Origin of the sequence: Mycobacterium sp. DBP42, from assembly GCF_005924235.1 — a bacterium.
Taxonomy (GTDB): Bacteria; Actinomycetota; Actinomycetes; order Mycobacteriales; family Mycobacteriaceae; genus Mycobacterium; species Mycobacterium syngnathidarum.
The window spans coordinates 25248-43976 of sequence record NZ_VCMY01000015.1 but is presented as its reverse complement, the minus strand read 5'-3'; the positions used below and the strand labels follow the sequence as shown (position 1 = coordinate 43976).

Genomic DNA, 18729 nt, shown 5'->3' with positions numbered 1-18729 from the left:
CCGTAGGGGGCTTCATGCCATCGAGCCGGCGCCCAGCCGTCACCGTAGCGCGCTGCCCGCGAGCCACTGGTCCCACGACACACCCCAGTCGCCGTTCTGCCAGACCGGCAGTGGCTCACCGCCGGTATTGCGAACCTCGAACACATCTCCGGGCTGGGAGAATTCGTAGAACCACCGGCTGTTGTCGGCGTTGACGTTCAGGCACCCGTGCGACGTGTTGGTCTTGCCCTGCGCCCAGACGGTGCTGTCGAGTTGGTGGACGTAGATCCCGCTGTTGGTGAGCCGTACCGCATTGTTGACGGTCACCTTGTAGCCCAGCCGTGAATCCACGGGCAGACCGTAGGTGGAGGAGTCCATGACGACGGTGTCGGCCTTGTCCATCACCGTGTAGACGCCGGGTTGGGTCCAGAAGGAAATGGATTTTCCCGCGACGGTTTCTGAACCGCCCATACCCATCGAGGTCGGTATCGTCCGGACCAGTTCGTCATTGCGGTAGACACGGATCTGCTTTGTGGCGTCGTCGGCGATGGATACGTGCGACTCTCCGATGACGAACGACACCCGGCCGGCCTCTTGACCGTCGGCGACCACGCTCACCTCGGTGCCTGGACGGAAGTAGTTTTGCGGCCGCCAGTGGGCGTGCCGGCTATCCATCCAGTACCAGGAACCATCAACTGGCGGAATGGTTTTCACCGACAGGCGGCGTTCGGCGGCCGCGCGATCAGCGACCGGTTCGTCGAAGTTAGCCACGATCACCGTGCCGACGCCGTAAGTCCCTCCGTCGGCCAACTTCGCCCCCGAGGTCGCGGTGAAGCTGACTTGCTTCTGCTCACCGGCGGTGAGTGTGGCGACCATCGGCGCCGGCTGCGTCAGCAGGAGGGCGGCGACGATGACGAGCAGCGACAGGACTGGTACCGGTCGCTTCGCGGGTGAACCCACCGACATCCCGGAGCCTCCCATCTGTCCGCCGCACTGCGGCGCCCTGTGCTAGAACGGAATACGTAGCTACGCCGTAGCTACGTAGGAAGGCTAGCACGGAGGTATGCGGTGAGCGGGCGGCGAGACAGCGTCAGGAAAGACCTGATCTTCATCGGGGGACTTGTCGTGATAGCCGCCGCACTGATCGCCTACCTGCTGATACGCCCCGTCAATGGCCCCGCTTCCGCCGCGCCCGTCGCGGAGTCGTCGGCGACCTCGCAAGCAACCAGCGCGACCGCCGGCTCGGACCGGGCTCATCCGCCGGTGGAACGCCGTCAGGCGGGTGACCCGCTGGCGCTGGGAGAACCCGACGCGCCCGTCGCGTTGGTGGTCTTCTCCGACTTTCGGTGCCCGTTCTGCGCCAAGTTCAGTCGCGACACCGAGCCCGAACTGGTCAAGCGATACGTCGATACGGGCCAGCTGCGCATCGAGTGGCGCGACTTCCCGATTTTCGGCCCCCAGTCGATGACGGCCGCACGTGCCGGACGCGCTGCCGCCGAGCAGGGCAAGTTCTGGGAGTTCAACCGCGCCGTCTACGCGGCCGCACCGGAACGGAAGAAGGCAGACCTGACGGATGACGATCTGATCGGTTTCGCCAGGCAAGCCGGTGTCCCCGACATCGACAAGTTCACTGCCGGGATGCGCGGAACCACCTACGACGCCGCCGTCAACGCCGACCTGGCCCAGGGCACGGGGATCGGCGTCCCCAGCACACCGGCATTCCTGATCAACGACGTGCCGATGCTCGGTGCGCAGCCCACCGAAGACTTCGTGACCGCCATCGACGGAGCGTTGGCCAAACGATGAGCGGCGTCGGTCTGCTCGGTGCCTTCCTCGGCGGGTTGGCCTCGCTGCTCAGCCCGTGTTCGGCGCTGCTGCTGCCGTCGTTCTTCGCTTACGCCTTCGATCGGACGCGCCTGCTGATCCGGCGCACCGTCGCATTCTGGGCTGGACTCTGTGTCGTGCTGGTGCCGCTGGGTGCCGGCGTCGGCGCCCTGGGCGGCGTGGTCACGCGCTATCGCAGCGAAGTCACCGTGATCGGTGGCCTGGTGTTGATCGGCTTCGGTCTGATGACGTTGCTGGGCAAGGGTTTCGGCCTCTCGGGCATGCAGCGGTTGACGGCCCGGATCAACATCTCCGGCACGGTCTCGGTGCTTGCGTTGGGGGCGGTGTACGGTCTGGCCGGCTTCTGCGCGGGACCGCTGCTCGGCGCCGTCCTGACCATGTCCGCGATGGGCGCCGACCCGGCTTACGGAGCACTTCTGATGGCGGTCTACGCCCTCGGTATGGCCGCCCCGTTGTTCGTACTCGCCTGGTTGTGGGACCGCTTCAACCTGTCGAAACGCGCCTGGCTGCGGGGGCGGCCGGTGCGTCTGGGCCCGCTGGAAACCCACACCACCTCGCTGCTCACCGGGGCGATCTTCATCGTTCTCGGTGGGATCTACCTGTTCACCGACGGCACCGCGAGTCTGGGCGGGCTGCTCTCCGTCGACGCACAGTACGACCTGCAGGTATGGCTGGGCCGCTTGTCGTCCGGCGTCAGCGATCCCTGGCTGCTTCTGGGCGTCGTGGCGGCGCTCATCGTGTGGCGGTCCATTCGGTTATGGCGGCGACGCACCACGTCCAGCACCGCGAGCGGGACTCACGATGAGCAGAGCAGCTACTATCGCGCTACATAGGTTTGACGGGCTGGGCCACGAAATGACGACGTCGCACCAACACGAGCGGTAATGGGTATGGGAATAAAGGGATTTGGCGATCTCGAAGCTGTGGTGATGGAAGTGCTCTGGTCACGTGCGGAGCCCTCCACGGTGCGCAGCGTGCACGACGAGCTCGTCACCCAGCGCCAGATCGCCTACACCACGGTCATGTCGACCATGGACAACCTGTTCCGGAAAGGCTGGCTGGAGCGGGAAAAGATCGGCCTGGCGTACAGCTATCGGCCGGTGATGACCCGGGAGGAGCATTCCGCGCAGCTGATGCGCACGGTGTTCGAATCCGGCGGCGACAGCGAGCTGATCCTCAACTTCTTCCTCGAGCAGATCGTCGACGAAGACTCGAAGAAACTCCGACAGGCCCTCAAGCGGTTCACCGAGGAGCAGCCACGATGAACGCCGTCACGTTTCTGCTCGCCTATGCGGTGGCGCTGAGCTGGCTGGCGCCCGTTCTGTTCAGCGGACCGCTCTCGGCCAACGTCCACCCCAGGCTTTCGGTGGCGGGGTGGCTGGTCGCCGTCGGCACCGCGGCATTCGCGTGGGTGGCGGCGTTGGCGATCCTGATCGCAGGTGCCGCCCACAGCCTGATCACCCACACGGCGCTCACGTTCTGCGTCGAGACACTGGGGATCGCCAGCGCGGTGACGTTGCCGCCGACCGTGGCGACGGCGCTGGTGGTGGTCTTGCTCGCCGTCACTGGCACGGTGGCGATCCACACCGTGCGTCGCGTCATGGTCTCGCTGCGCGGGGTGCGGCGCGCCAATCGAGCACACGCAGAAGCGGTCCGGATCATCGGGCGGCCCACCGAGCACAACGGCGTCGTCGCCATCACGGCCGACCAACCCGCAGCCTACTGCGTGTCCGGCGGCCGGCGACGCGCGATCGTCGTCACGACCGGGGCCTTGGAATTGCTCAAGCCGCCCGCACTCGCGGCGGTACTGGCCCACGAGCGGGCGCACCTGCGTGGCCGCCATCATCACGTCATCGCCCTGCTCAACACCCTGGCTGCGGCGCTGCCGCGGCTGCCGCTGATGAGGGCGGCGGCGCAGTCCGTACCGGCATTACTGGAGATGTGCGCCGACGACGCGGCCACTCGCCGGTATGGCCGGGAGCCGCTGTTGGCCAGCCTGGTCGCGTTGAGCACCCGGGGCCGTGTTCCTGATGGCGTGCTGGCCGTCGCCGGTACCGCGGTGGCCGCCCGGGTCACCCGGCTCCTGCAACCTCAGCGAGCGATCTGGTGGCGCCCATCGACCCTGGCGATGACGCTCATCGTGATCGCGACGGCCGTCGTGCCGGCTTTCGCGCTCACCTTGTGCACCCTGCAGCCGTAGCCGAATCAGACGTCGTGGCTGCTGCTCGGCCCGGTGCGGGGCCCGTAGCGTTCGGCGTACGCCTGGTGAATGTGGGCGTTCTTCTTGCGCGACAACTCGTCGACGAGGCCCGGGTTGAGGCCGTGTTTGGCGAGCATGTGACGACGCCACACCTTGTTGAGCGCGTGAGAGAAGTACACGAACGGGATGAAGATGGGCACCGTCATGCTGGCGTGCAGATAGAGCGACATCGGGATGAACCAGATCGGCGCCAGAACCAGGATCGCGGGGATCGCGACGCGGACCATCATCCGAATGGTGGCTCCGGGGCCTGCCAGGTCCTTGGCCACCCAGTCGCGCATCGAATCGGGTAGCCGCTTGCCGTAGCAGTACCCGATGTACTGCAGCGGGCCCGGTTTGGTGCGTGGGGCTTGGCCGGTGGGCATCGCTGAAGGGTAGCGCTCGCTATGATGGATTGCGAATTTCATCAATCCGTCAATCATTGGGGCAGTAGTGACCGACAGCGTTCTGGGAGGTCCCGAGCGGCCGTTGTACGAGATCAAAGCCAACCTGTTCAAGGCGTTGGCACACCCCGCACGGATCCGGGTGCTGGAGATATTGTCGGTGAGCCAGGAGCCGACCCCGGTCAGCGCGATCCTGGCTTCCACCGACATCGAACCGACCCTGCTGTCTCAGCATCTCGCGGTCCTCAAACGCCATCACGTGGTCAGCGGGCACCGCGTCGGTAACGCGGTGTACTACACCCTCGCCCATCCGAAGATCGCCGAGCTGTTGCGCATCGCCCGCACGTTCCTCGCCGACACCCTCGCCGCCCAGCAGGGTCAGCTCGAGGCCGTCGGTTCATTGCCGCCAATTGGGACGCCGCGATAGTCAGCGCGGTTGACGATCCGCCTCTCACTTCCTGGCGTCGACGGCTTCGGCTACCGCCGCCAGTAGTTTCGCGTCGGCGGTGAGCAGCGCGAGCCCCTCCACGGTCGCCTGGGCGAGCAGGATCGCGTCGAAAGGATCCTTGTGCGGTAGCGCGGTGAGGTCCGAAGCGAGGGTGTGGCGTCGCGTGATGGGAAGGTTCTGCAAGCCGGAGCGACCGATTGCATCGTCAAGGCCGTCGGGCAGGGCGAGTTTGCCGATCGCCGCCTTGATGCTCAGCTCCCAGGTGCTGGCCGCGGACACGAACACCGCAGGGCTTTGTGCGATGAGACCCCGTGCCTCGGTTCCCAACCTTGCGCTGTCTTCGAGCAGCCACAGCAGGACGTGGGTGTCCAGCAACAGCCCCCTCATTCGAGGGCGAACAACGTGTTGAGGTCGGTGTCGGCATCATCGAAATGTTCGGTGTCGTAATCGAATTGTCCGGCCAGCCCGCCGCAGGCGATGTCGACGCGGGTGTGCGGGACCAGGTCCGCTACCGGTTTGCCGGCCCGCGCAATCGTGATCTTCTCGCCGTTCTCCACGCGGGTGAGCAGTTGCGACAGGTGTGTCTTCGCGTCGTGGACATTGACCGTCGACATGGAGCCCAGCCTACTGGACTTAGTCTAGTTGGACTAGCAATGGATGATCAGCGCGGTAGTCGGTCGAGCCAGTCGGAGTTTCCGTCGAGCGATTCCCCGTCGATGACCACCATCGGCACCCCGGAGTCGGGGAGTGCCCGCAGCAGCGGCAGGTTGTTGGCGGCGATGAGGTGTCCGTCGAAGGGGATGGGAAGCCCCAGCTTGATCATGTCCTGCGCTGACGGCGGCGCACCGGCGCGATCGGCCAAGCCGGCGAGCTGCTCGTTGCTCAGATCGGTCGGGCCTTCTTCCTGCGGCTGCTGCTCGGCGGAAAAGATCTGCTCGATGAACTGCCAGGTGACGTCGCTCGACTTCGAGTGATCGGCGACGATGAACGCGGCGTAGATCGCCCGGCTGTCGTAAGTGCCACTCGCCGAGTACTTTTCGAGGAAATTGACGAGACGCAGGTTGATGTGGAGCTTGCCGTCTTCGATGCGCCGGCCGATCTCGGCGCCCTGCTCGCGGACCATCTTTCCGCTGTACGGGCAGAGCGGATCCAGATACAGCTCGATCTGGCCCGGTGCGGCGGGATCGCCGATGGACAGCACATTCCCGGCCGGGGTGGCTTCGGCCGCGTACGCACGACCGACGCCGGGGCCCCACGCCAGAACCGTTGCCAGCAGGGCCAGCACCACCGCGAGAGCAATCGAGGTGCGTGGGTGTTCGGATCTGGTCCGTGTGTGGCTCATGTGCTTCATCATGTCTGACGGATCAACTCGACGGCGCGAGCCCGTTCTCGATGAGGTGCATGACCTCGTCGGCGACTTTGTCGTGCGTCTTCTCGGAATTGATGACGTTGTGCAGCACCGCGGTCATCATGATGGCGCCGAAGATGGTGATCGCGGCGCTGTCCGGGTCGGCGACGTTGCGCAGTGAGCCGTCGGCGCCTCCGGAGCGGAGCACTCGGGCGATGGGTTCGTAGAACACCTCTTGAACGGCCGATGCGAGCTCGGGGAGTCGGATCGCACGCCCCAGATCCCCGACGAGTGCCTGGGCGGTGCCCGGGCGGTTCATGGTGTGGGCGACCTGCACTTGGATTACTGCGGCCAATCTTTGCCTGCCCGGCCCGGGGGCATCGGCGGCCGCGGCAACGTCGCTGGCCAGCGCGTCGAGGGCGTCCCGGAATAGGAAGGCAAGGATGTCGTCCTTGCCCTTGAAGTAGTAGTAGAGCGTCGCTTTCGGAACGCCTGATGCCGTAGCGATGTCCTCGATCTTGGTCTTGGCCAGCCCGCGAGCGGCAATCAGGTCAGTCGCGGAATACAGCTTCTCGGCCACCGCAGGGGGCACCTTTCGCCCGGTCTGTTGAGCCACGAGCGCAGTCTACGAGTGTCCTTGCGCCTTTTTGTACTTTGAGTACAAACTAGGAGTTTAAGTTCGATGGTCAATCGTTTCAGGGAGAGCCATGACAGGCGCGCGCACAGTGGACGTTCTCGTCGTCGGATACGGAGCTGCGGGCGTCTGCGCTGCGCTGGAAGCGCGGGCCAGAGGCGCCGATGTGCTGGCCATCGACCGATTCAATGGTGGCGGTGCAACTCAGGTTTCGGGCGGAATCATCTACGCCGGCGGCGGGACCTGGGTGCAGCGCCAGGCCGGCGTCGATGACAGCGCCGACGCGATGTACGCCTACCTGCAGGCCGAGATCGGGGATGCCGTCCGCCCGGAAACGCTGCGCCGTTTCGTCGACACCAGCCCGGCGATGATCGACTGGCTCACCGAACACGGCGTGCCGTTCGAGGCGTCAGTGTGCCCGTACAAGACGTCCTACCCGAACAACAAGTACTACCTGTACTACTCGGGCAGTGAGAACTCCGGACGCTTCCGCGCGATCACGCTGCCGGCCCAGCGCGGTCACCGGGCCAAAGGGCCGGGAGCCTCGGGCAAGAAGATCTATCAACCGCTGGCCGAGTCGGCGGCTGCCCGCGGGGTACGCACGCAGTTCCACACCCGTGCCGTCGCACTGCTGACCAACTCCGAGGGCCGGGTGGTCGGCGTGCGGGCCAGCACACTGGCCGATGCGCCGGCGTGGGTCCAGCATCGCTACCGCGCATACGCCGAGCTCGCGATCAAACCGGGCATCTACTACCCGCCATTGCGGGCCGCGATGGAAAAGCTGCTGAACCGGCTGGAACGGCGCTACGCCCGCACCGTCGACATTCACGCGCGCAAGGCAGTCATTCTCAGCGCGGGTGGGTACATCGCGAATCGGGATTGGATCGCCGAGCACGCGCCCGACTACCGCGACGGACTGCAGCTGGGCACCACCGGGGACGACGGCAGCGGGATCACGCTGGCCGCCGACGTCGGTGCGGCTGTCGACCGCCTCGACAACGTCTCGGCCTGGCGGTTCATCACCCCGCCCAGCGCGTTCCTGGGTGCGCTCGTGGTCGATCAACGAGGGCAACGATTCATCGACGAGACCCGCTACGGCGCGGCCGTCGGACACGCCATGATCCAAGACCACGGCGGCCGTGGCTGGATCCTGGCCGACGACGGTCTGCTCAGGCAGGCGCGCGCTCAACTTCGCGAGCAGGCCATCTGGTTTCAGCGCCTGCAGATGGAAGCGATGTTGCGCACCGACCGGGTGGTCGGAGACACCTTGGAGGAAGTGGCGGCCAAAGCCGGCGTCGATCCGGCCGGTTTGCGCGCCACCGTCGAGGCCCACAACGCGGCGGCCACGGCGGGATTGCCCGATCCGATGGGAAAGCCGGCCGAGTACGTGAAACCTGTTGAACAGGGGCCATTCTCCCTGATCGCGATATCCATCAAGCGCAGCCTGATCAACCCTTGCCCCATGTTCACCCTCGGGGGCCTGGTCGTCGATGAAGTCACCGGAGCGGTGAAAATGCCTGGGGGGAAGTCGATCCCAGGACTCTATGCGGCGGGGCGCACGGCAATCGGATTGTGCGTCAATTCGTACGTCAGTGGGCTGTCCATCGCGGACTGCGTGTTCTCGGGCCGGCGGGCCGCAGAACACGCCGTCGAACAGGAAGCCGTGCCGTCAGCGTAGGGCTCTGACCTGCTAGTGGGGCGCCGATGGCGGGACCGCCTGAACGTCGTTGCCGAACAGGGGCGATGACAGCAGCATGTTCGTCACGTGATCGACGAACATCTCTTGGTCTGACCCGAGGTTGCCCTCGGTCCACTCGATGAACAGCGAGATGATTGCGCCGAAGACTGTGGCGTATTGCATCTTCACCGGTGCCGACGCCGCGTCGGCCCGGCCGGCCGCAACCGCCGCACCACCCGTCAGTGCGCCGATGGTGTCGCGCACAAACTGCCGCAGCCCGAGGTCGGCTATGGGTTCTACCAACAAGATTCGGCAGATGCGGGGATCGTCGGTGACGAGTTGTGCCGCGGCTCGCACGCCGGCACGTGTTCGTGCGGGCGGGTCGGACGCCGGGTCACTTGCGGCACCGAGGACGTCGCGGGCGTGCTCGAAGGTGCTGCGGTAGACCGCGCGGAGCAGATCGTCGGTGTCGGTGAAGCTTTCGTAGAAGAACTTCTGGCTGAGTTCGGCCTCCCGGCAGACCGCGCGCATGGTCATCGCGGACACCCCTTGAGTGCCGACCAGGTCAACGGCTGCCTGCAACAGACGGGCGCGGCGCTCCGCCGATCGCGCGTCGGCGCCTTGGCCGCGGTACGCCCTTGACATGCCGCGAGCTTAACGGGCACGATCCAATTCCGGAAGCACATGCTTCCGGAATTGGGGAGGCAAGTCGTGGCGAGCAGTGCAGAAGAGCCCCGCGCCGAGGTCGACGCCTGGAACGCGTTCGTCGACGGATTACGCACGGCCGGTGAACAACTCGCCTCCGATAGCGCGGGTCTGCCGGAGTCTGAACGCGCCGACGGCTACCGGGCCTTGCTGCGGGGCCTGTCCAACCAACTGGGGCGCTTTGAAGTCGACCGCGACAAACCGGAACTCGTCGCATTCAACGGCTGGCGTCAGAAGTTCCTGATGGACAATCCCGACTTCCGGTACTGGGTCGCCGATATTCGCCCCGACGGTCGCTACCGGATCCGCGGTAATCGCGGCGACGCGGCGTATGTGTCGATCACGGTCTACGGCACCGGCGAGAACGGGGCCCAGGCAACCGCCCGGATCGATAGTGACACCATGGCTTTCGGCGCCGATGGCGGCTACGAGCTGACGGTCGGCGGCGATCGGCCGCCGGCCGGGGACTGGTTGGATCTGCCGGAGCGAGCCACGGTGGTCTGGGTGCGCCACTTCCACGATGGAGTGCAGACCGAGCGGCCCGGGTGGTGTGGCATCGAACCGGTCGAGGTGCCTCCGATTCCCGCACCGATCGAGTCGGTGAGGTTCGGCAAGCAGCTGTCCAAGGCATCGGCCGTGATAACTCACCTGCCCCGCATCTGGAATGCCGCCGCCTCCGCGGACCACCAGACACCGAACCAGCTGCGCCACTGGAGCGAGATGACCGGTGGAGCGGTGTTCACCGAACCGGCCATCCAATATGTGCGCGGCGGCTGGCAGTTGGAACCCGACGAAGCACTGCTCATCGAAGGCGATCTGGTGCCGTGCCGGTACTGGAACATATTGGCGTACAGCAGATTTCTCAACTCGCTGGACTACCGCCATCGGCAGGTCTCCTACACCGGTGCCACCGCCCACCTCGACGGCGGGCGCTACCGGTTCGTGGTCTCGGCCACCGACCCCGGCCCGGCCGCCGGCGATTGGATCGACAGTGAGGGACGCGCATTCGGCATCGTCGTCATGCGGTTCTTGCAACCCGAGCAGCAACCGGCGCTGCCGTCCACGCGCGTCGTCCGCATCGCCGACCTGGCGGAGCGCTGATGACCGGTTGGTCCGCGCCGGCCCGTACACCCGAGGCACTCGCGGCGTATGCGGCGGCCGAGAAGGACCGGGCCGCACGTCCTGACCGCTACCGGCTCGGGACGGACGCGGTGGACATCGTCATCGATCGCGGGACTCGCCGTACGGGTGCCGGTGTGCTCGGTGACCCCGACCAATGGCGTCCCGGTCTGCAGCAGTACCTCGCATCGGCCGAGGAGGACGGCCGCCTCAACGCACTCGGCGCGTTCACCGCCCAGCGGACAGCGGCCAGCCGGCTGGCCGCCCGGGTGTCGATCGCGCGATATCTCCACGAGCACCCCGCGGCCGAGCACCGGCCGCTGCGACCTCCGATCATCATCACCGGGGGCTGGCGCACGGGTACCACCTTCTTGTTCCGGTTGCTCGACCGTGATCCCCGGCTGCGGGCACCGCTGCCCGCCGAGTTGGGTGCGCCCTGGCGGCTGTCCGGCGATCTCGACGCTGACGAGCGCTCGCGGCGCCTCGCGGAGGCCGCCGCCGGCCCATACCTGCTGCATGTGCTCAACCCGGCGATGGCGATCGTGCACGACTCCGGGCCAGACCTGCCCGAGGAATGCGTGCTCGGCATGGGCACCACCCTGCGCAACTGGGGTTTCGCCGCCACCACGCGCCTGGACAGCTACGCGAACTGGCTGGCCGGCCAGGACTTCGCCGACGAGTACGCCCGGCACCGGCGGATGTTGCAGATCCTCGACGCCGGCGACGGCCGTCGCTGGGTCCTCAAGGCCCCGGCGCACACCGCCGAACTCCGCCACGTGGCCGCGACGTATCCGGGCGCCTGCGTCGTGCAGTTGCACCGCGACATCGTCGAGACGATCACCTCGGGGGCGAGCCTGTTCGCCACGTACCGATCCACCTACAGCGACCACGTGGACGGCGCGGACGTGGGCCGGTTCCAAACCGAGCAGACCGAACTGTGGCTGCGCCGCGCCGTCGCCGCCCGTGCCTCGGAATCCGCCGTCACCTGGCTCGACATTCAGTACACCGACCTGGTTGCCGACCCCGAGACGACGGTACGTCGCATCTACGCCGCGGCCCAGATGGAGCCGCCGGACGTCGCGGGGATGCTCACCGAGCACCATCGCACCCAGCCCCGCGACGGGAAAGGTAAGCACCGGTACCGGCCCGAGGAATTCGGCATCACCCCGAATGAGTTGCGCGAGCGGATGCGCTTCTACACCCAGACGCTCGTGGGGGAGTGACTGGCGCATTTCGCGTCGTCCCATTACTTTCCCTGAGGTGATGTCCTCAGCTGCTGGCGCAGTCGCGCGGTTGATCGTCCCCTTTCTGACAGTTGCCTCCGTGGTCGGCGCGGGTCTGGCTGCCGAGTCGGCGCCCATGGTGCGCCTGGCCAGCGACGGCAACCCGCTCGAGGGGCACTCGTTCTACGTCAACCCCTCCTCGAAGGCCATGCGTGCCGCGCAAGCCGACCCAAGCCCCGAGCTGCAGGCGATCGCCAACACTCCGACGGCCTACTGGATGGACAACGTCTCCAGCCCGGCCGTCGATGCGAAGTACATCGCCGCGGCGCAGGCCGCCGGCACCATGCCGATCCTGGCGCTGTACGGCATCCCGCACCGTGACTGCGGAAGCTACGCCGCGGGTGGATTCGGGTCGGCCGCGGCCTACAAAGGTTGGATCGACGGTGTGGCGGCGGCCATCGGCGGTGGTCCGGCAGCGGTCATCCTCGAACCCGATGCGCTCGCCATGGCCGACTGCCTGTCGGGTGATCAGCGCGAGGAACGCTACAACCTGATGAGCTACGCGGTGGACACGCTGACCCGCAATCCCGGAACCGCGGTGTACGTCGACGCGGGTCACTCCCGGTGGGTGGCCGCCGACGAAATGGCCAACCGGCTGAACCGGGTCGGGGTGGCCAAGGCGCGCGGTTTCAGCCTCAACACCGCCAACTTCTTCACCACCGAAGAGGAAATCGGATACGGCGACGCGATTTCCGGACAGACGGGTGGCAAGCCCTACGTCATCGACACATCGCGTAACGGCGCCGGGCCGGCTGAGGGCGAGATGTACTGGTGCAACCCGAGCGGTCGGGCCCTCGGCGCGGCGCCGACCACGGCGACCGGGAACGGCAACGTCGACGCCTTCCTCTGGGTCAAGCGGCCGGGCGAGTCGGACGGCGCCTGTGGCACGGGCGAAGCGTCGGCGGGAACCTTCGTCAACCAGTACGCCATCGACCTGGTCCGCAAGGCACACGGCTAGTTGCCGAGGCCTACTGGGGCGGTGGCGCCGCCTGGCACTCGGCGAGCATCGGTGTGGAGAACTTGACCGACCCGACACCGCCGAGCGTCATCCCGTTGTCGGCGAGCGTCATCGTGGTCGTGTAGCGGCAGGTCTGATTCACCGTCAGGCCCGTGAGGAACTCGACGTCATAGGTGTACAGAAACGACCGCACGAGCTGACTCGGATTCCAAGGCACATCGAGGGCGAACCCCAACGACGACGCGGACAGGGCATTGAGCAACCGTGGGCCGGCTTCACCGATGCCCGGTGTGAGGTAGAACGGCGTGCCGTCGAGCTTGTTGCCGGAGACGCTGACGCTTCTGATCCGGTAGCCGGTGGTACCGCCGGGGATGAGGGGCCCGCGTCTGATGTTGGTGCTGAACAGGATTGAGTAGTTCGTGCCGCCGACGATCGCGGTCGTGCTGAAACTCGTCGAGGTGAATTCCTGCGGCAGTTGGGCCGCGCAATTGCCGAGCTTGCCTGCCGGATAACCGCATTCCTGCGGTGCTGCCAAGGCAACCGGTGCCACTACGGCCGCGCCGACGACGGGAACCGTCAAGGCGGCACCGCGGATGAACGTGCGGCGGGAGAACGAGCTCCCGAAATGTTTCGTCATTGGTATTCCTCCTTATTGGCTCGTGCTTTTGATCGGCAAACTCGAACCTACAAGGGTGACCTGCGGTTAGGCGGGGATTGGCAATTACCGGAAGGAGCCGGCCCCGCCGTCCACGAGCAGCGTCTGCCCGGTGAGGTAGGTGGAGTCGTCGCCGATCAGGAACGCGACAACAGCACCGATGTCGGTGGTGGGATCCCCGATTCGCTTGAGTGAGGTGCTTCGGACCACCGCGTCGTACTGTTTGGGTGCCATGTCGCGCAACACTTTCAGGCCGTCGGTTTCGGCGAGCGGGCAGACCACGTTGACGCGGATCCGGTCGACGCCCCATTCCAGTGCGGCCACCTTGGACATGCCGCGAATGGCTTCCTTGGCGCCGGCATACGCCCCGAAAGAGTGCGTACCAACCGTGCCCGCGGCCGAACCGAGGTTGACGATCGATCCGCCGCCGCCTTTCACCATGACCGGGTGAATTGCCTGCATCAGCCGGAACGTCGCCCGCGGGCCCGTGTCGTGGACCTGCTCGTACTCCTCGGCCGGGATGTCGGCGAACGGGATCGGTCCGGCGCTGGCCACGGCGTTGTTGACCAGTCCGTTCACCGTGCCGAATGCCTCGAGTGCGGCGCCGACGATGCGCTGGGCGCTGTCAGCTTCACGTAGGTCTGCCACCACAGACGCGACATCGAACCCGGCCTCGGCGAATTCCGCTGTGGTGTTTGCCAACACATCATCGAGGATGTCGGTCACCAGTACGCGGGCACCGCGGGAGAGCAGAGCGGTGGCGATGCCTTTGCCGACACCACGGGCCGCGCCGGTGACGATCACGGCGTGGCCGTCCAACGAGTGCGGATGGCTGTAAGCGGACATGGCATTGCCTTTCCGGAGTCGACCAGAGTTGGCACGCTAGCTCATGCGAGCGAGCGCTGTCAGGTGACCGGCTCGAGGTCGACCCCGGCCGGGGGCTGGAGCCGCCGTAGCTTGCCGTCAATGGCCGTGACATACAGAGCATTGCCGTTGGGCCCGGGGCCCACCCGCACCGAGGTCGGTCCGTTGGGCGGCAGGGCAAGCCGACTGAGCCCTCTGGCGATCGCGCAAACCCGGCCGGTGTGGGTGTTCACGGCGTAGACCTCGCCGGAGGTATCCCCGGCGACGTAGAGCGTCCCGTCGCGGGTGGCTTGCATATCGTCGGAGCCGGCGATCAGGCCCGGCAATCGAGCCACGGTCGAGGTGGCGTTCGGCTGGTCAAGGGGAAGCCGCAAAACCGTTGACAGGGCTGAGTTCTCGGTAAAAAGCCCGGTGCGATCGGGGGTCAGCGCGAGACCGTTGGGCAGCGGTGTGGTGGACCAGGATTTCGTGTGCCGGCCAGTGGTCGGGTTGTAGCGACCGATGCCTCGTGGCGGGATGGTCAGTTGCGAGAAGATCAAGTCCCCATCCGGCAGGACGAGCAGCCCATTGGGTGAGGGCAATCCGGTGAGCAATGTCGTCGCTCGACCGGTGGACAGGTCCAGGCGCTGCAGTGTGCCACGCGAGCTGCCCGGGTTGTTTCCGGTCAGGAAGTACAGGGTGTTTCCCGAAAGTCTCAAGCCTGCAGGGTGGTCGAGGCCTGACAGCACGGTGGAGCTGGATCCGTGCTCGTCGACGTGCAGGAGCCGTCCGTCGTTGATCGCGCTCAGGTAGAAGCCTCCTCGGCCGTCGGGCTCGAGGTTCTCCAACGCGCCGAGTCCGCTGGCCACCGTGGTTGTCTGCCATGCCTGGCATACGCCCGACCGGCCAATGGCGTCAGGAGTTGCGTGCGCGGTCGGTGTCGCCGCGATGGACAGAGTCGCGATGGCGCATGCCACGGCGCCGATTGATTTCTGCAGCATCAACTCACCCCTCAGATCGCCCGGACCAGGTTGGTACTTTTTAGTATCGGATGCCAAAAGGTATCATGACTCCGTGACCAGGGAAGTGGGGCAGCCGGCGAGGCCGATGACGCGGCGCCGCGTCGAGACCCGTCGGCGCCTGCTCGACGCGGCCTTCTCGGTGTTTGCCGCAAAAGGATTCGGGCGCACCAGGATTGATGACATCTGCCAGGCGTCGGGGTACACCAAGGGCGCGTTCTATTCGAATTTCGGAACGTTGGACGCGCTGTTCTTGGCGCTGTACCGTGAGCAGTCCCGCCAGTTCGCCGAGCACACCGCGGGATTCCTTGCCTCCGAGCCTTTCGGCAGCGTCGAGGCGACGATCGAGGCCTGGGCGCAGGCTCTACCCATCGATCGCGACTGGCTGCTGATCAACACCGACTTTGTCCTGTATGCGGCTCGCCGGCCCGACGTGCAGCTCGAACTTGCCGCAGAACGTTCGCAGATGCGTGAGGACTTCGCTCGCATGCTCGCCGGCCATATCGGTGATCGGGTGTCCAAGCTGCCTGCGTCGTTGCCGACCCCGGCCGACTTGGCCCGGGCGTTGGTCACCGTCTACGACGGAGCCATCTCGCAGCTCATCCTCGACATGGACGAGCAGGCGGTGCGAAAGCACTTCGCAGACATCGCCAGTGCGCTGTTCCGGTAGAAAGCGAGTAGTCGCCTACGCGTGTGCCCGAACATTTTCAGGCAAAGACTGGATACAGCGCTATCCCGACTCACCCGAGGTGACCGCATGTCCAACGTGTTCTTGGAACCTGACCACGGCCGGTTGGTTCGCCGCATCACCGCGATCACCGCAGGCGACCTGACGTCGACTCAGATCAGCAAGGTCGTCGACGGTGACCTCGATCTGCTCAAGAACCTTCCACAGTCCGGCAAGGACAAGGTCGCCGCCCTGGTCAAACCGCAGGTGCACGGTGAGTTGAGAAAGATCATCGGCCCGACGACCGATTTCGTGCCCATCTACTACGTCGAGATGGCCAGGGTATCGGCTCAGGCGGTGGCACGGGTCATCGATGGCAAGCGTCGGCCACTCGGTACCGGGGTCATGGTGTCGCCGCGGCTGTTCATGACCAACAATCACGTCATCGCGGATGCGCAGAACGCCGCGTCGACCTCGATCCAGTTCAATTACCAACTCGACATCGATGACGTGCCCGCAGCCGTCACGGAGTTTCGACTCGATCCGGCAACCTTCTTTTGGACCAGTGACGAAACCGAACTCGACGTATCGCTGATCGCCGTCGGATCCCGCACTGCGGGCGCGGGCAAGCTGGCCGAGTTCGGTTGGACCGCACTGTCATCGGCGAAGGACAAGCACGCCGAAGGTGACCACGTCACGATCATCGAACACCCCGACGCCGACTACAAGCAGATCGCATTGCGTGAGAACAGGGTCATCGGCCGCGGTAAGAAGGGCATCACCCTCTACTACGCCGCAGACACCCTGCATGGCTCCAGCGGCAGCCCGGTGTTCAACGACCAATTCAATCTGGTCGCGCTGCATCACGCCGGTGGCGGCCATAACGACACCGAGCTCGAAGACGGTAAGCCCGTGCCGGAGGACTGCAATGAGGGCATCAGGATCAGCGCCATCGTCGACGCGCTCCGCGCCCGCCACGACCAATTACCCTCCAGGTTGAGGGATCTGCTGGCCGAAGCGCTCAATCCGCCGGCTACCGCCACCCCGCCGGCAGGAACGGGCGCGATCAGTGGTGGTGCTGCGGGCACCGGCCAGCTTGGTGTCCTCGAACGGAATGATGCGCCCAACCCTGACTACGGCAACCGCTCCGGCTACCACCCGGACTTTATGTCCAAAGCCGTTGCAATTCCGTCTATCCCGACGAACTTGCTGGCGGTGTGTGCGCTCCCGAAGGGGCTCAAACGGTCGTCGGCCAACGTGGTGCTGCGCTACCACCACTTCAGCCTCGTCATCCGGGCGGATCGGCGAATGCCGCTGTTCACCATCGTCAACATCGATGGCCGCCGATTGCGGAAAATCAACCGAACGACGGGAGAGGTCGAGGCCGCCGAAACCTGGTACGCCGACTCGCGCCTGCGGTCCGAACAGCAGCTCGACCAGGACGTATTCGAACGGCAGAAGCCACGCTTGTTCGATCGCGGACATATGGTGCGCCGCCTCGATCCGGCGTGGGGCAGTCCCGTCGCCGCCAAACGGGCTGCCGACGACACGTTCCACTTCGCCAACTGCTGCCCGCAGATCTCGGCCTTCAATCAACACCTCTGGGCCAAGATCGAAAACTACGCCCTCGACAACGCCGACGCCGAGAAGCGCCAGATCACCGTCGTCACCGGGCCGGTATTCGGTGACCGTGACCCGCTGTACCGGGGAGTCCTTGTGCCACGGCAGTTCTGGAAGATCGTGGTCCGGGTCAGTGCCCAAGACGGCGATCTGCGCGCCACGGCATTCCTGGCCGATCAGAACGCGGCGCTCGATGCGGCCTTCGGAGCCGACACCGAATCCTTCACCGACATAGACAAAGTGGTGATGTTCCAGAAATCCGTTGCCGACATCGAACGGCTCACCGGGCTGTCGTTCGGTGGGTTGCGTGACCACGACACGATGACAGTGGGGCTGGAGGCGGTTTCGCCGCAGCTGGACTCCCTGGACGAGGCGGCCTGGTGAGGCGACCTGACCTCAGCGAGTCGCACCCTGCCACACGGTGTCGAACGGCGCGTTGCCGCTGATCCGCTGGACGATGCCGGCGGTGGTGAAGTCCTTGGCCAGGCGCACTGCCTCGGAGACGCCGGCGCCCTTGGCCAGCGCGGCCGTGATCGCTGCTGCCAGAGTGCATCCGGCTCCGGCGACGCGAGCGTGTCCGACCTTCGGTGCGCGCAGGATTTCGGCGTCGCTGCCGTCGAAGAGCACGTCGACAGCGTCGTCGCCGGGAAACTCGACCCCGCCCTTCACAAGGACGTGCGCGGGTCCCAGATCGGCAATGCGTCGGGCGGCCTCGATCAGGTCATCGATCGAGTTGATGGAATCCATCCCGGCGAGGGTGCGGGCCTCGAACAGGTTCGGGGTGACGACGGTGGCCAGTGGCAGGATCTGACGGCGCAGTGCGGTGTCGGTGTCGAGCGCGGCGCCCGGTTCCTGCCCTTTGCAGATGAGAACAGGGTCGACGACGATGTGCCGCCAGGGCTGGCCGGCGAGGGCCTCTGCGACGACGTCGATGGTCGCCGGGGTGCCGAGCATGCCGATTTTGACGACGTCGAGGTCATAGGCCGACGTCGCCGCTTCGATCTGATCGGCGATCACCCGGGGATCGACGGGTACGAACCGGTGGCCCCAGTTCGCGTTGGGGTCGAACGAAACGATGCACGTCACCGTGCCCATGCCGTAGGTGCCGAGCTCCTGGAAAGTGCGCAGGTCAGCTTGCAAACCGGCGCCGCCGGTGGCTTCGGATCCGGCGATGACATACGAGAGATCGACCACGTGGGTGAGCGTACGCCTGCGCCGGCGGATACTGGCATACGTTGCCGCGCTCGTTCAGAGGTGAGACGACCATGCCCCCGGCGTCGTGCAT

21 protein-coding genes and 1 pseudogene are annotated in these 18729 nt (G+C 65.9%); 11 read left to right on the top strand and 11 right to left on the bottom strand.

Annotated elements, in window-relative coordinates:
* Positions 1-39 precede the first annotated feature (39 nt).
* Positions 40-846 (bottom strand): annotated as a pseudogene (locus E0T84_RS15880) (L,D-transpeptidase); the annotation flags it as partial.
* 201 nt (positions 847-1047) lie between these two features.
* Here E0T84_RS15880 and E0T84_RS15875 point away from each other — a divergent pair.
* The 4 genes from E0T84_RS15875 to E0T84_RS15860 are packed head-to-tail and all read left to right on the top strand — an operon-like array spanning position 1048 to position 4024.
* Positions 1048-1785, top strand: coding sequence for a thioredoxin domain-containing protein (locus tag E0T84_RS15875; RefSeq protein ID WP_138744876.1), 738 nt, complete (start codon positions 1048-1050; stop codon positions 1783-1785).
* Complete coding sequence (locus tag E0T84_RS15870; protein ID WP_138744875.1) at positions 1782-2657, top strand: cytochrome c biogenesis CcdA family protein; 876 nt, start codon at positions 1782-1784, stop codon at positions 2655-2657. The genes E0T84_RS15875 and E0T84_RS15870 overlap by 4 nt, the downstream gene beginning before the upstream one ends.
* A gap of 57 nt (positions 2658-2714) precedes the next feature.
* Complete coding sequence (locus E0T84_RS15865; RefSeq protein ID WP_070188575.1) at positions 2715-3089, top strand: BlaI/MecI/CopY family transcriptional regulator; 375 nt, start codon at positions 2715-2717, stop codon at positions 3087-3089.
* The gene (locus tag E0T84_RS15860) at positions 3086-4024 is read left to right on the top strand and encodes a M56 family metallopeptidase (protein ID WP_138744874.1); all 939 of its coding nucleotides are present in this window, start codon (positions 3086-3088) and stop codon (positions 4022-4024) included. Before E0T84_RS15865 ends, E0T84_RS15860 begins: the two co-directional genes overlap by 4 nt.
* A 5-nt stretch (positions 4025-4029) precedes the next feature.
* Here the strand turns inward: E0T84_RS15860 and E0T84_RS15855 are convergent, their stop codons facing one another.
* Positions 4030-4449, bottom strand: coding sequence for a DUF5313 domain-containing protein (locus tag E0T84_RS15855; RefSeq protein WP_070188635.1), 420 nt, complete (start codon positions 4447-4449; stop codon positions 4030-4032).
* Positions 4450-4516: 67 nt separating this feature from the next.
* On the opposite strand from E0T84_RS15855, the gene E0T84_RS15850 reads away from it, so the two are divergent.
* Positions 4517-4894, top strand: coding sequence for a helix-turn-helix transcriptional regulator (locus E0T84_RS15850; protein ID WP_070944994.1), 378 nt, complete (start codon positions 4517-4519; stop codon positions 4892-4894).
* A 24-nt stretch (positions 4895-4918) separates the two neighbouring features.
* Here the strand turns inward: E0T84_RS15850 and E0T84_RS15845 are convergent, their stop codons facing one another.
* From E0T84_RS15845 to E0T84_RS15830, 4 genes are read right to left on the bottom strand one after another with little or no spacing between them, the layout of a single operon-like run.
* Positions 4919-5302: a type II toxin-antitoxin system VapC family toxin gene (locus E0T84_RS15845; RefSeq protein ID WP_075909408.1), complete on the bottom strand. Its 384-nt coding sequence runs from the start codon at positions 5300-5302 to the stop codon at positions 4919-4921.
* On the bottom strand, positions 5299-5529 hold the full coding sequence (locus E0T84_RS15840; protein ID WP_138744873.1) for a type II toxin-antitoxin system Phd/YefM family antitoxin: 231 nt from the start codon (positions 5527-5529) through the stop codon (positions 5299-5301). Before E0T84_RS15840 ends, E0T84_RS15845 begins: the two co-directional genes overlap by 4 nt.
* Before the next feature lie 47 nt (positions 5530-5576).
* Positions 5577-6257 (bottom strand): thioredoxin domain-containing protein, encoded by a 681-nt coding sequence (locus E0T84_RS15835; protein ID WP_070945059.1) that lies wholly within the window; start codon positions 6255-6257, stop codon positions 5577-5579.
* A gap of 22 nt (positions 6258-6279) precedes the next feature.
* Positions 6280-6879: a TetR/AcrR family transcriptional regulator gene (locus E0T84_RS15830; protein ID WP_075909410.1), complete on the bottom strand. Its 600-nt coding sequence runs from the start codon at positions 6877-6879 to the stop codon at positions 6280-6282.
* 91 nt (positions 6880-6970) lie between these two features.
* Between E0T84_RS15830 and E0T84_RS15825 the strand changes: the two genes are divergently transcribed.
* Positions 6971-8575 carry an FAD-binding protein gene (locus tag E0T84_RS15825; protein ID WP_138744872.1) on the top strand — a complete coding sequence of 535 codons (1605 nt, stop codon included), beginning with the start codon at positions 6971-6973 and terminating at the stop codon, positions 8573-8575.
* Positions 8576-8587: 12 nt separating this feature from the next.
* On the opposite strand, the gene E0T84_RS15820 is transcribed toward E0T84_RS15825, so the two are convergent.
* Complete coding sequence (locus E0T84_RS15820) at positions 8588-9220, bottom strand: TetR/AcrR family transcriptional regulator (RefSeq protein ID WP_138744871.1); 633 nt, start codon at positions 9218-9220, stop codon at positions 8588-8590.
* Between the two features lie 66 nt (positions 9221-9286).
* Between E0T84_RS15820 and E0T84_RS15815 the strand changes: the two genes are divergently transcribed.
* The 3 genes from E0T84_RS15815 to E0T84_RS15805 are packed head-to-tail and all read left to right on the top strand — an operon-like array spanning position 9287 to position 12640.
* A complete protein-coding gene (locus E0T84_RS15815) occupies positions 9287-10381 on the top strand; it encodes a DUF1214 domain-containing protein (protein WP_249383649.1) in 1095 nt (364 codons plus the stop codon).
* Complete coding sequence (locus E0T84_RS15810) at positions 10381-11622, top strand: sulfotransferase (RefSeq protein ID WP_138744869.1); 1242 nt, start codon at positions 10381-10383, stop codon at positions 11620-11622. Before E0T84_RS15815 ends, E0T84_RS15810 begins: the two co-directional genes overlap by 1 nt.
* Positions 11623-11662: 40 nt before the next feature.
* Positions 11663-12640 (top strand): glycoside hydrolase family 6 protein, encoded by a 978-nt coding sequence (locus E0T84_RS15805; protein WP_070188585.1) that lies wholly within the window; start codon positions 11663-11665, stop codon positions 12638-12640.
* Positions 12641-12650: 10 nt separating this feature from the next.
* On the opposite strand, the gene E0T84_RS15800 is transcribed toward E0T84_RS15805, so the two are convergent.
* From E0T84_RS15800 to E0T84_RS15790, 3 genes are all read right to left on the bottom strand, one after another.
* Positions 12651-13277, bottom strand: coding sequence for a hypothetical protein (locus tag E0T84_RS15800; protein ID WP_138744868.1), 627 nt, complete (start codon positions 13275-13277; stop codon positions 12651-12653).
* A gap of 84 nt (positions 13278-13361) precedes the next feature.
* Positions 13362-14141, bottom strand: coding sequence for an SDR family NAD(P)-dependent oxidoreductase (locus E0T84_RS15795; RefSeq protein WP_070944988.1), 780 nt, complete (start codon positions 14139-14141; stop codon positions 13362-13364).
* Between the two features lie 59 nt (positions 14142-14200).
* Positions 14201-15139 (bottom strand): SMP-30/gluconolactonase/LRE family protein, encoded by a 939-nt coding sequence (locus E0T84_RS15790; protein WP_138744867.1) that lies wholly within the window; start codon positions 15137-15139, stop codon positions 14201-14203.
* A 73-nt stretch (positions 15140-15212) separates the two neighbouring features.
* Here E0T84_RS15790 and E0T84_RS15785 point away from each other — a divergent pair, with 73 nt between their 5' ends.
* Together E0T84_RS15785 and E0T84_RS15780 are read left to right on the top strand one after the other, a co-directional pair.
* Positions 15213-15827 carry a TetR/AcrR family transcriptional regulator gene (locus tag E0T84_RS15785; RefSeq protein WP_249383648.1) on the top strand — a complete coding sequence of 205 codons (615 nt, stop codon included), beginning with the start codon at positions 15213-15215 and terminating at the stop codon, positions 15825-15827.
* An 87-nt stretch (positions 15828-15914) separates the two neighbouring features.
* The gene (locus E0T84_RS15780; protein WP_138744866.1) at positions 15915-17828 is read left to right on the top strand and encodes a DNA/RNA non-specific endonuclease; all 1914 of its coding nucleotides are present in this window, start codon (positions 15915-15917) and stop codon (positions 17826-17828) included.
* A 12-nt stretch (positions 17829-17840) separates the two neighbouring features.
* On the opposite strand, the gene thiD is transcribed toward E0T84_RS15780, so the two are convergent.
* On the bottom strand, positions 17841-18638 hold the full coding sequence (gene thiD / locus E0T84_RS15775; RefSeq protein ID WP_070944986.1) for a bifunctional hydroxymethylpyrimidine kinase/phosphomethylpyrimidine kinase: 798 nt from the start codon (positions 18636-18638) through the stop codon (positions 17841-17843).
* Between the last annotated feature and the right edge of the window lie 91 nt (positions 18639-18729).

Bases quoted from the DNA above. Each gene is read 5' to 3' on its own strand.
- E0T84_RS15800 (WP_138744868.1), bottom strand. From the start codon at position 13,277: ATGACGAAACATTTCGGGAGCTCGTTCTCCCGCCGCACGTTCATCCGC.
- E0T84_RS15820 (WP_138744871.1), bottom strand. From the start codon at position 9,220: ATGTCAAGGGCGTACCGCGGCCAAGGCGCCGACGCGCGATCGGCGGAG.
- E0T84_RS15865 (WP_070188575.1), top strand. From the start codon at position 2,715: ATGGGAATAAAGGGATTTGGCGATCTCGAAGCTGTGGTGATGGAAGTG.
- E0T84_RS15795 (WP_070944988.1), bottom strand. From the start codon at position 14,141: ATGTCCGCTTACAGCCATCCGCACTCGTTGGACGGCCACGCCGTGATC.
- E0T84_RS15835 (WP_070945059.1), bottom strand. From the start codon at position 6,257: ATGAGCCACACACGGACCAGATCCGAACACCCACGCACCTCGATTGCT.
- E0T84_RS15855 (WP_070188635.1), bottom strand. From the start codon at position 4,449: ATGCCCACCGGCCAAGCCCCACGCACCAAACCGGGCCCGCTGCAGTAC.
- E0T84_RS15840 (WP_138744873.1), bottom strand. From the start codon at position 5,529: ATGTCGACGGTCAATGTCCACGACGCGAAGACACACCTGTCGCAACTG.
- E0T84_RS15825 (WP_138744872.1), top strand. From the start codon at position 6,971: ATGACAGGCGCGCGCACAGTGGACGTTCTCGTCGTCGGATACGGAGCT.
- E0T84_RS15870 (WP_138744875.1), top strand. From the start codon at position 1,782: ATGAGCGGCGTCGGTCTGCTCGGTGCCTTCCTCGGCGGGTTGGCCTCG.
- E0T84_RS15860 (WP_138744874.1), top strand. From the start codon at position 3,086: ATGAACGCCGTCACGTTTCTGCTCGCCTATGCGGTGGCGCTGAGCTGG.
- E0T84_RS15780 (WP_138744866.1), top strand. From the start codon at position 15,915: ATGTCCAACGTGTTCTTGGAACCTGACCACGGCCGGTTGGTTCGCCGC.
- E0T84_RS15790 (WP_138744867.1), bottom strand. From the start codon at position 15,139: ATGCTGCAGAAATCAATCGGCGCCGTGGCATGCGCCATCGCGACTCTG.
- E0T84_RS15805 (WP_070188585.1), top strand. From the start codon at position 11,663: ATGTCCTCAGCTGCTGGCGCAGTCGCGCGGTTGATCGTCCCCTTTCTG.
- E0T84_RS15845 (WP_075909408.1), bottom strand. From the start codon at position 5,302: ATGAGGGGGCTGTTGCTGGACACCCACGTCCTGCTGTGGCTGCTCGAA.
- E0T84_RS15810 (WP_138744869.1), top strand. From the start codon at position 10,381: ATGACCGGTTGGTCCGCGCCGGCCCGTACACCCGAGGCACTCGCGGCG.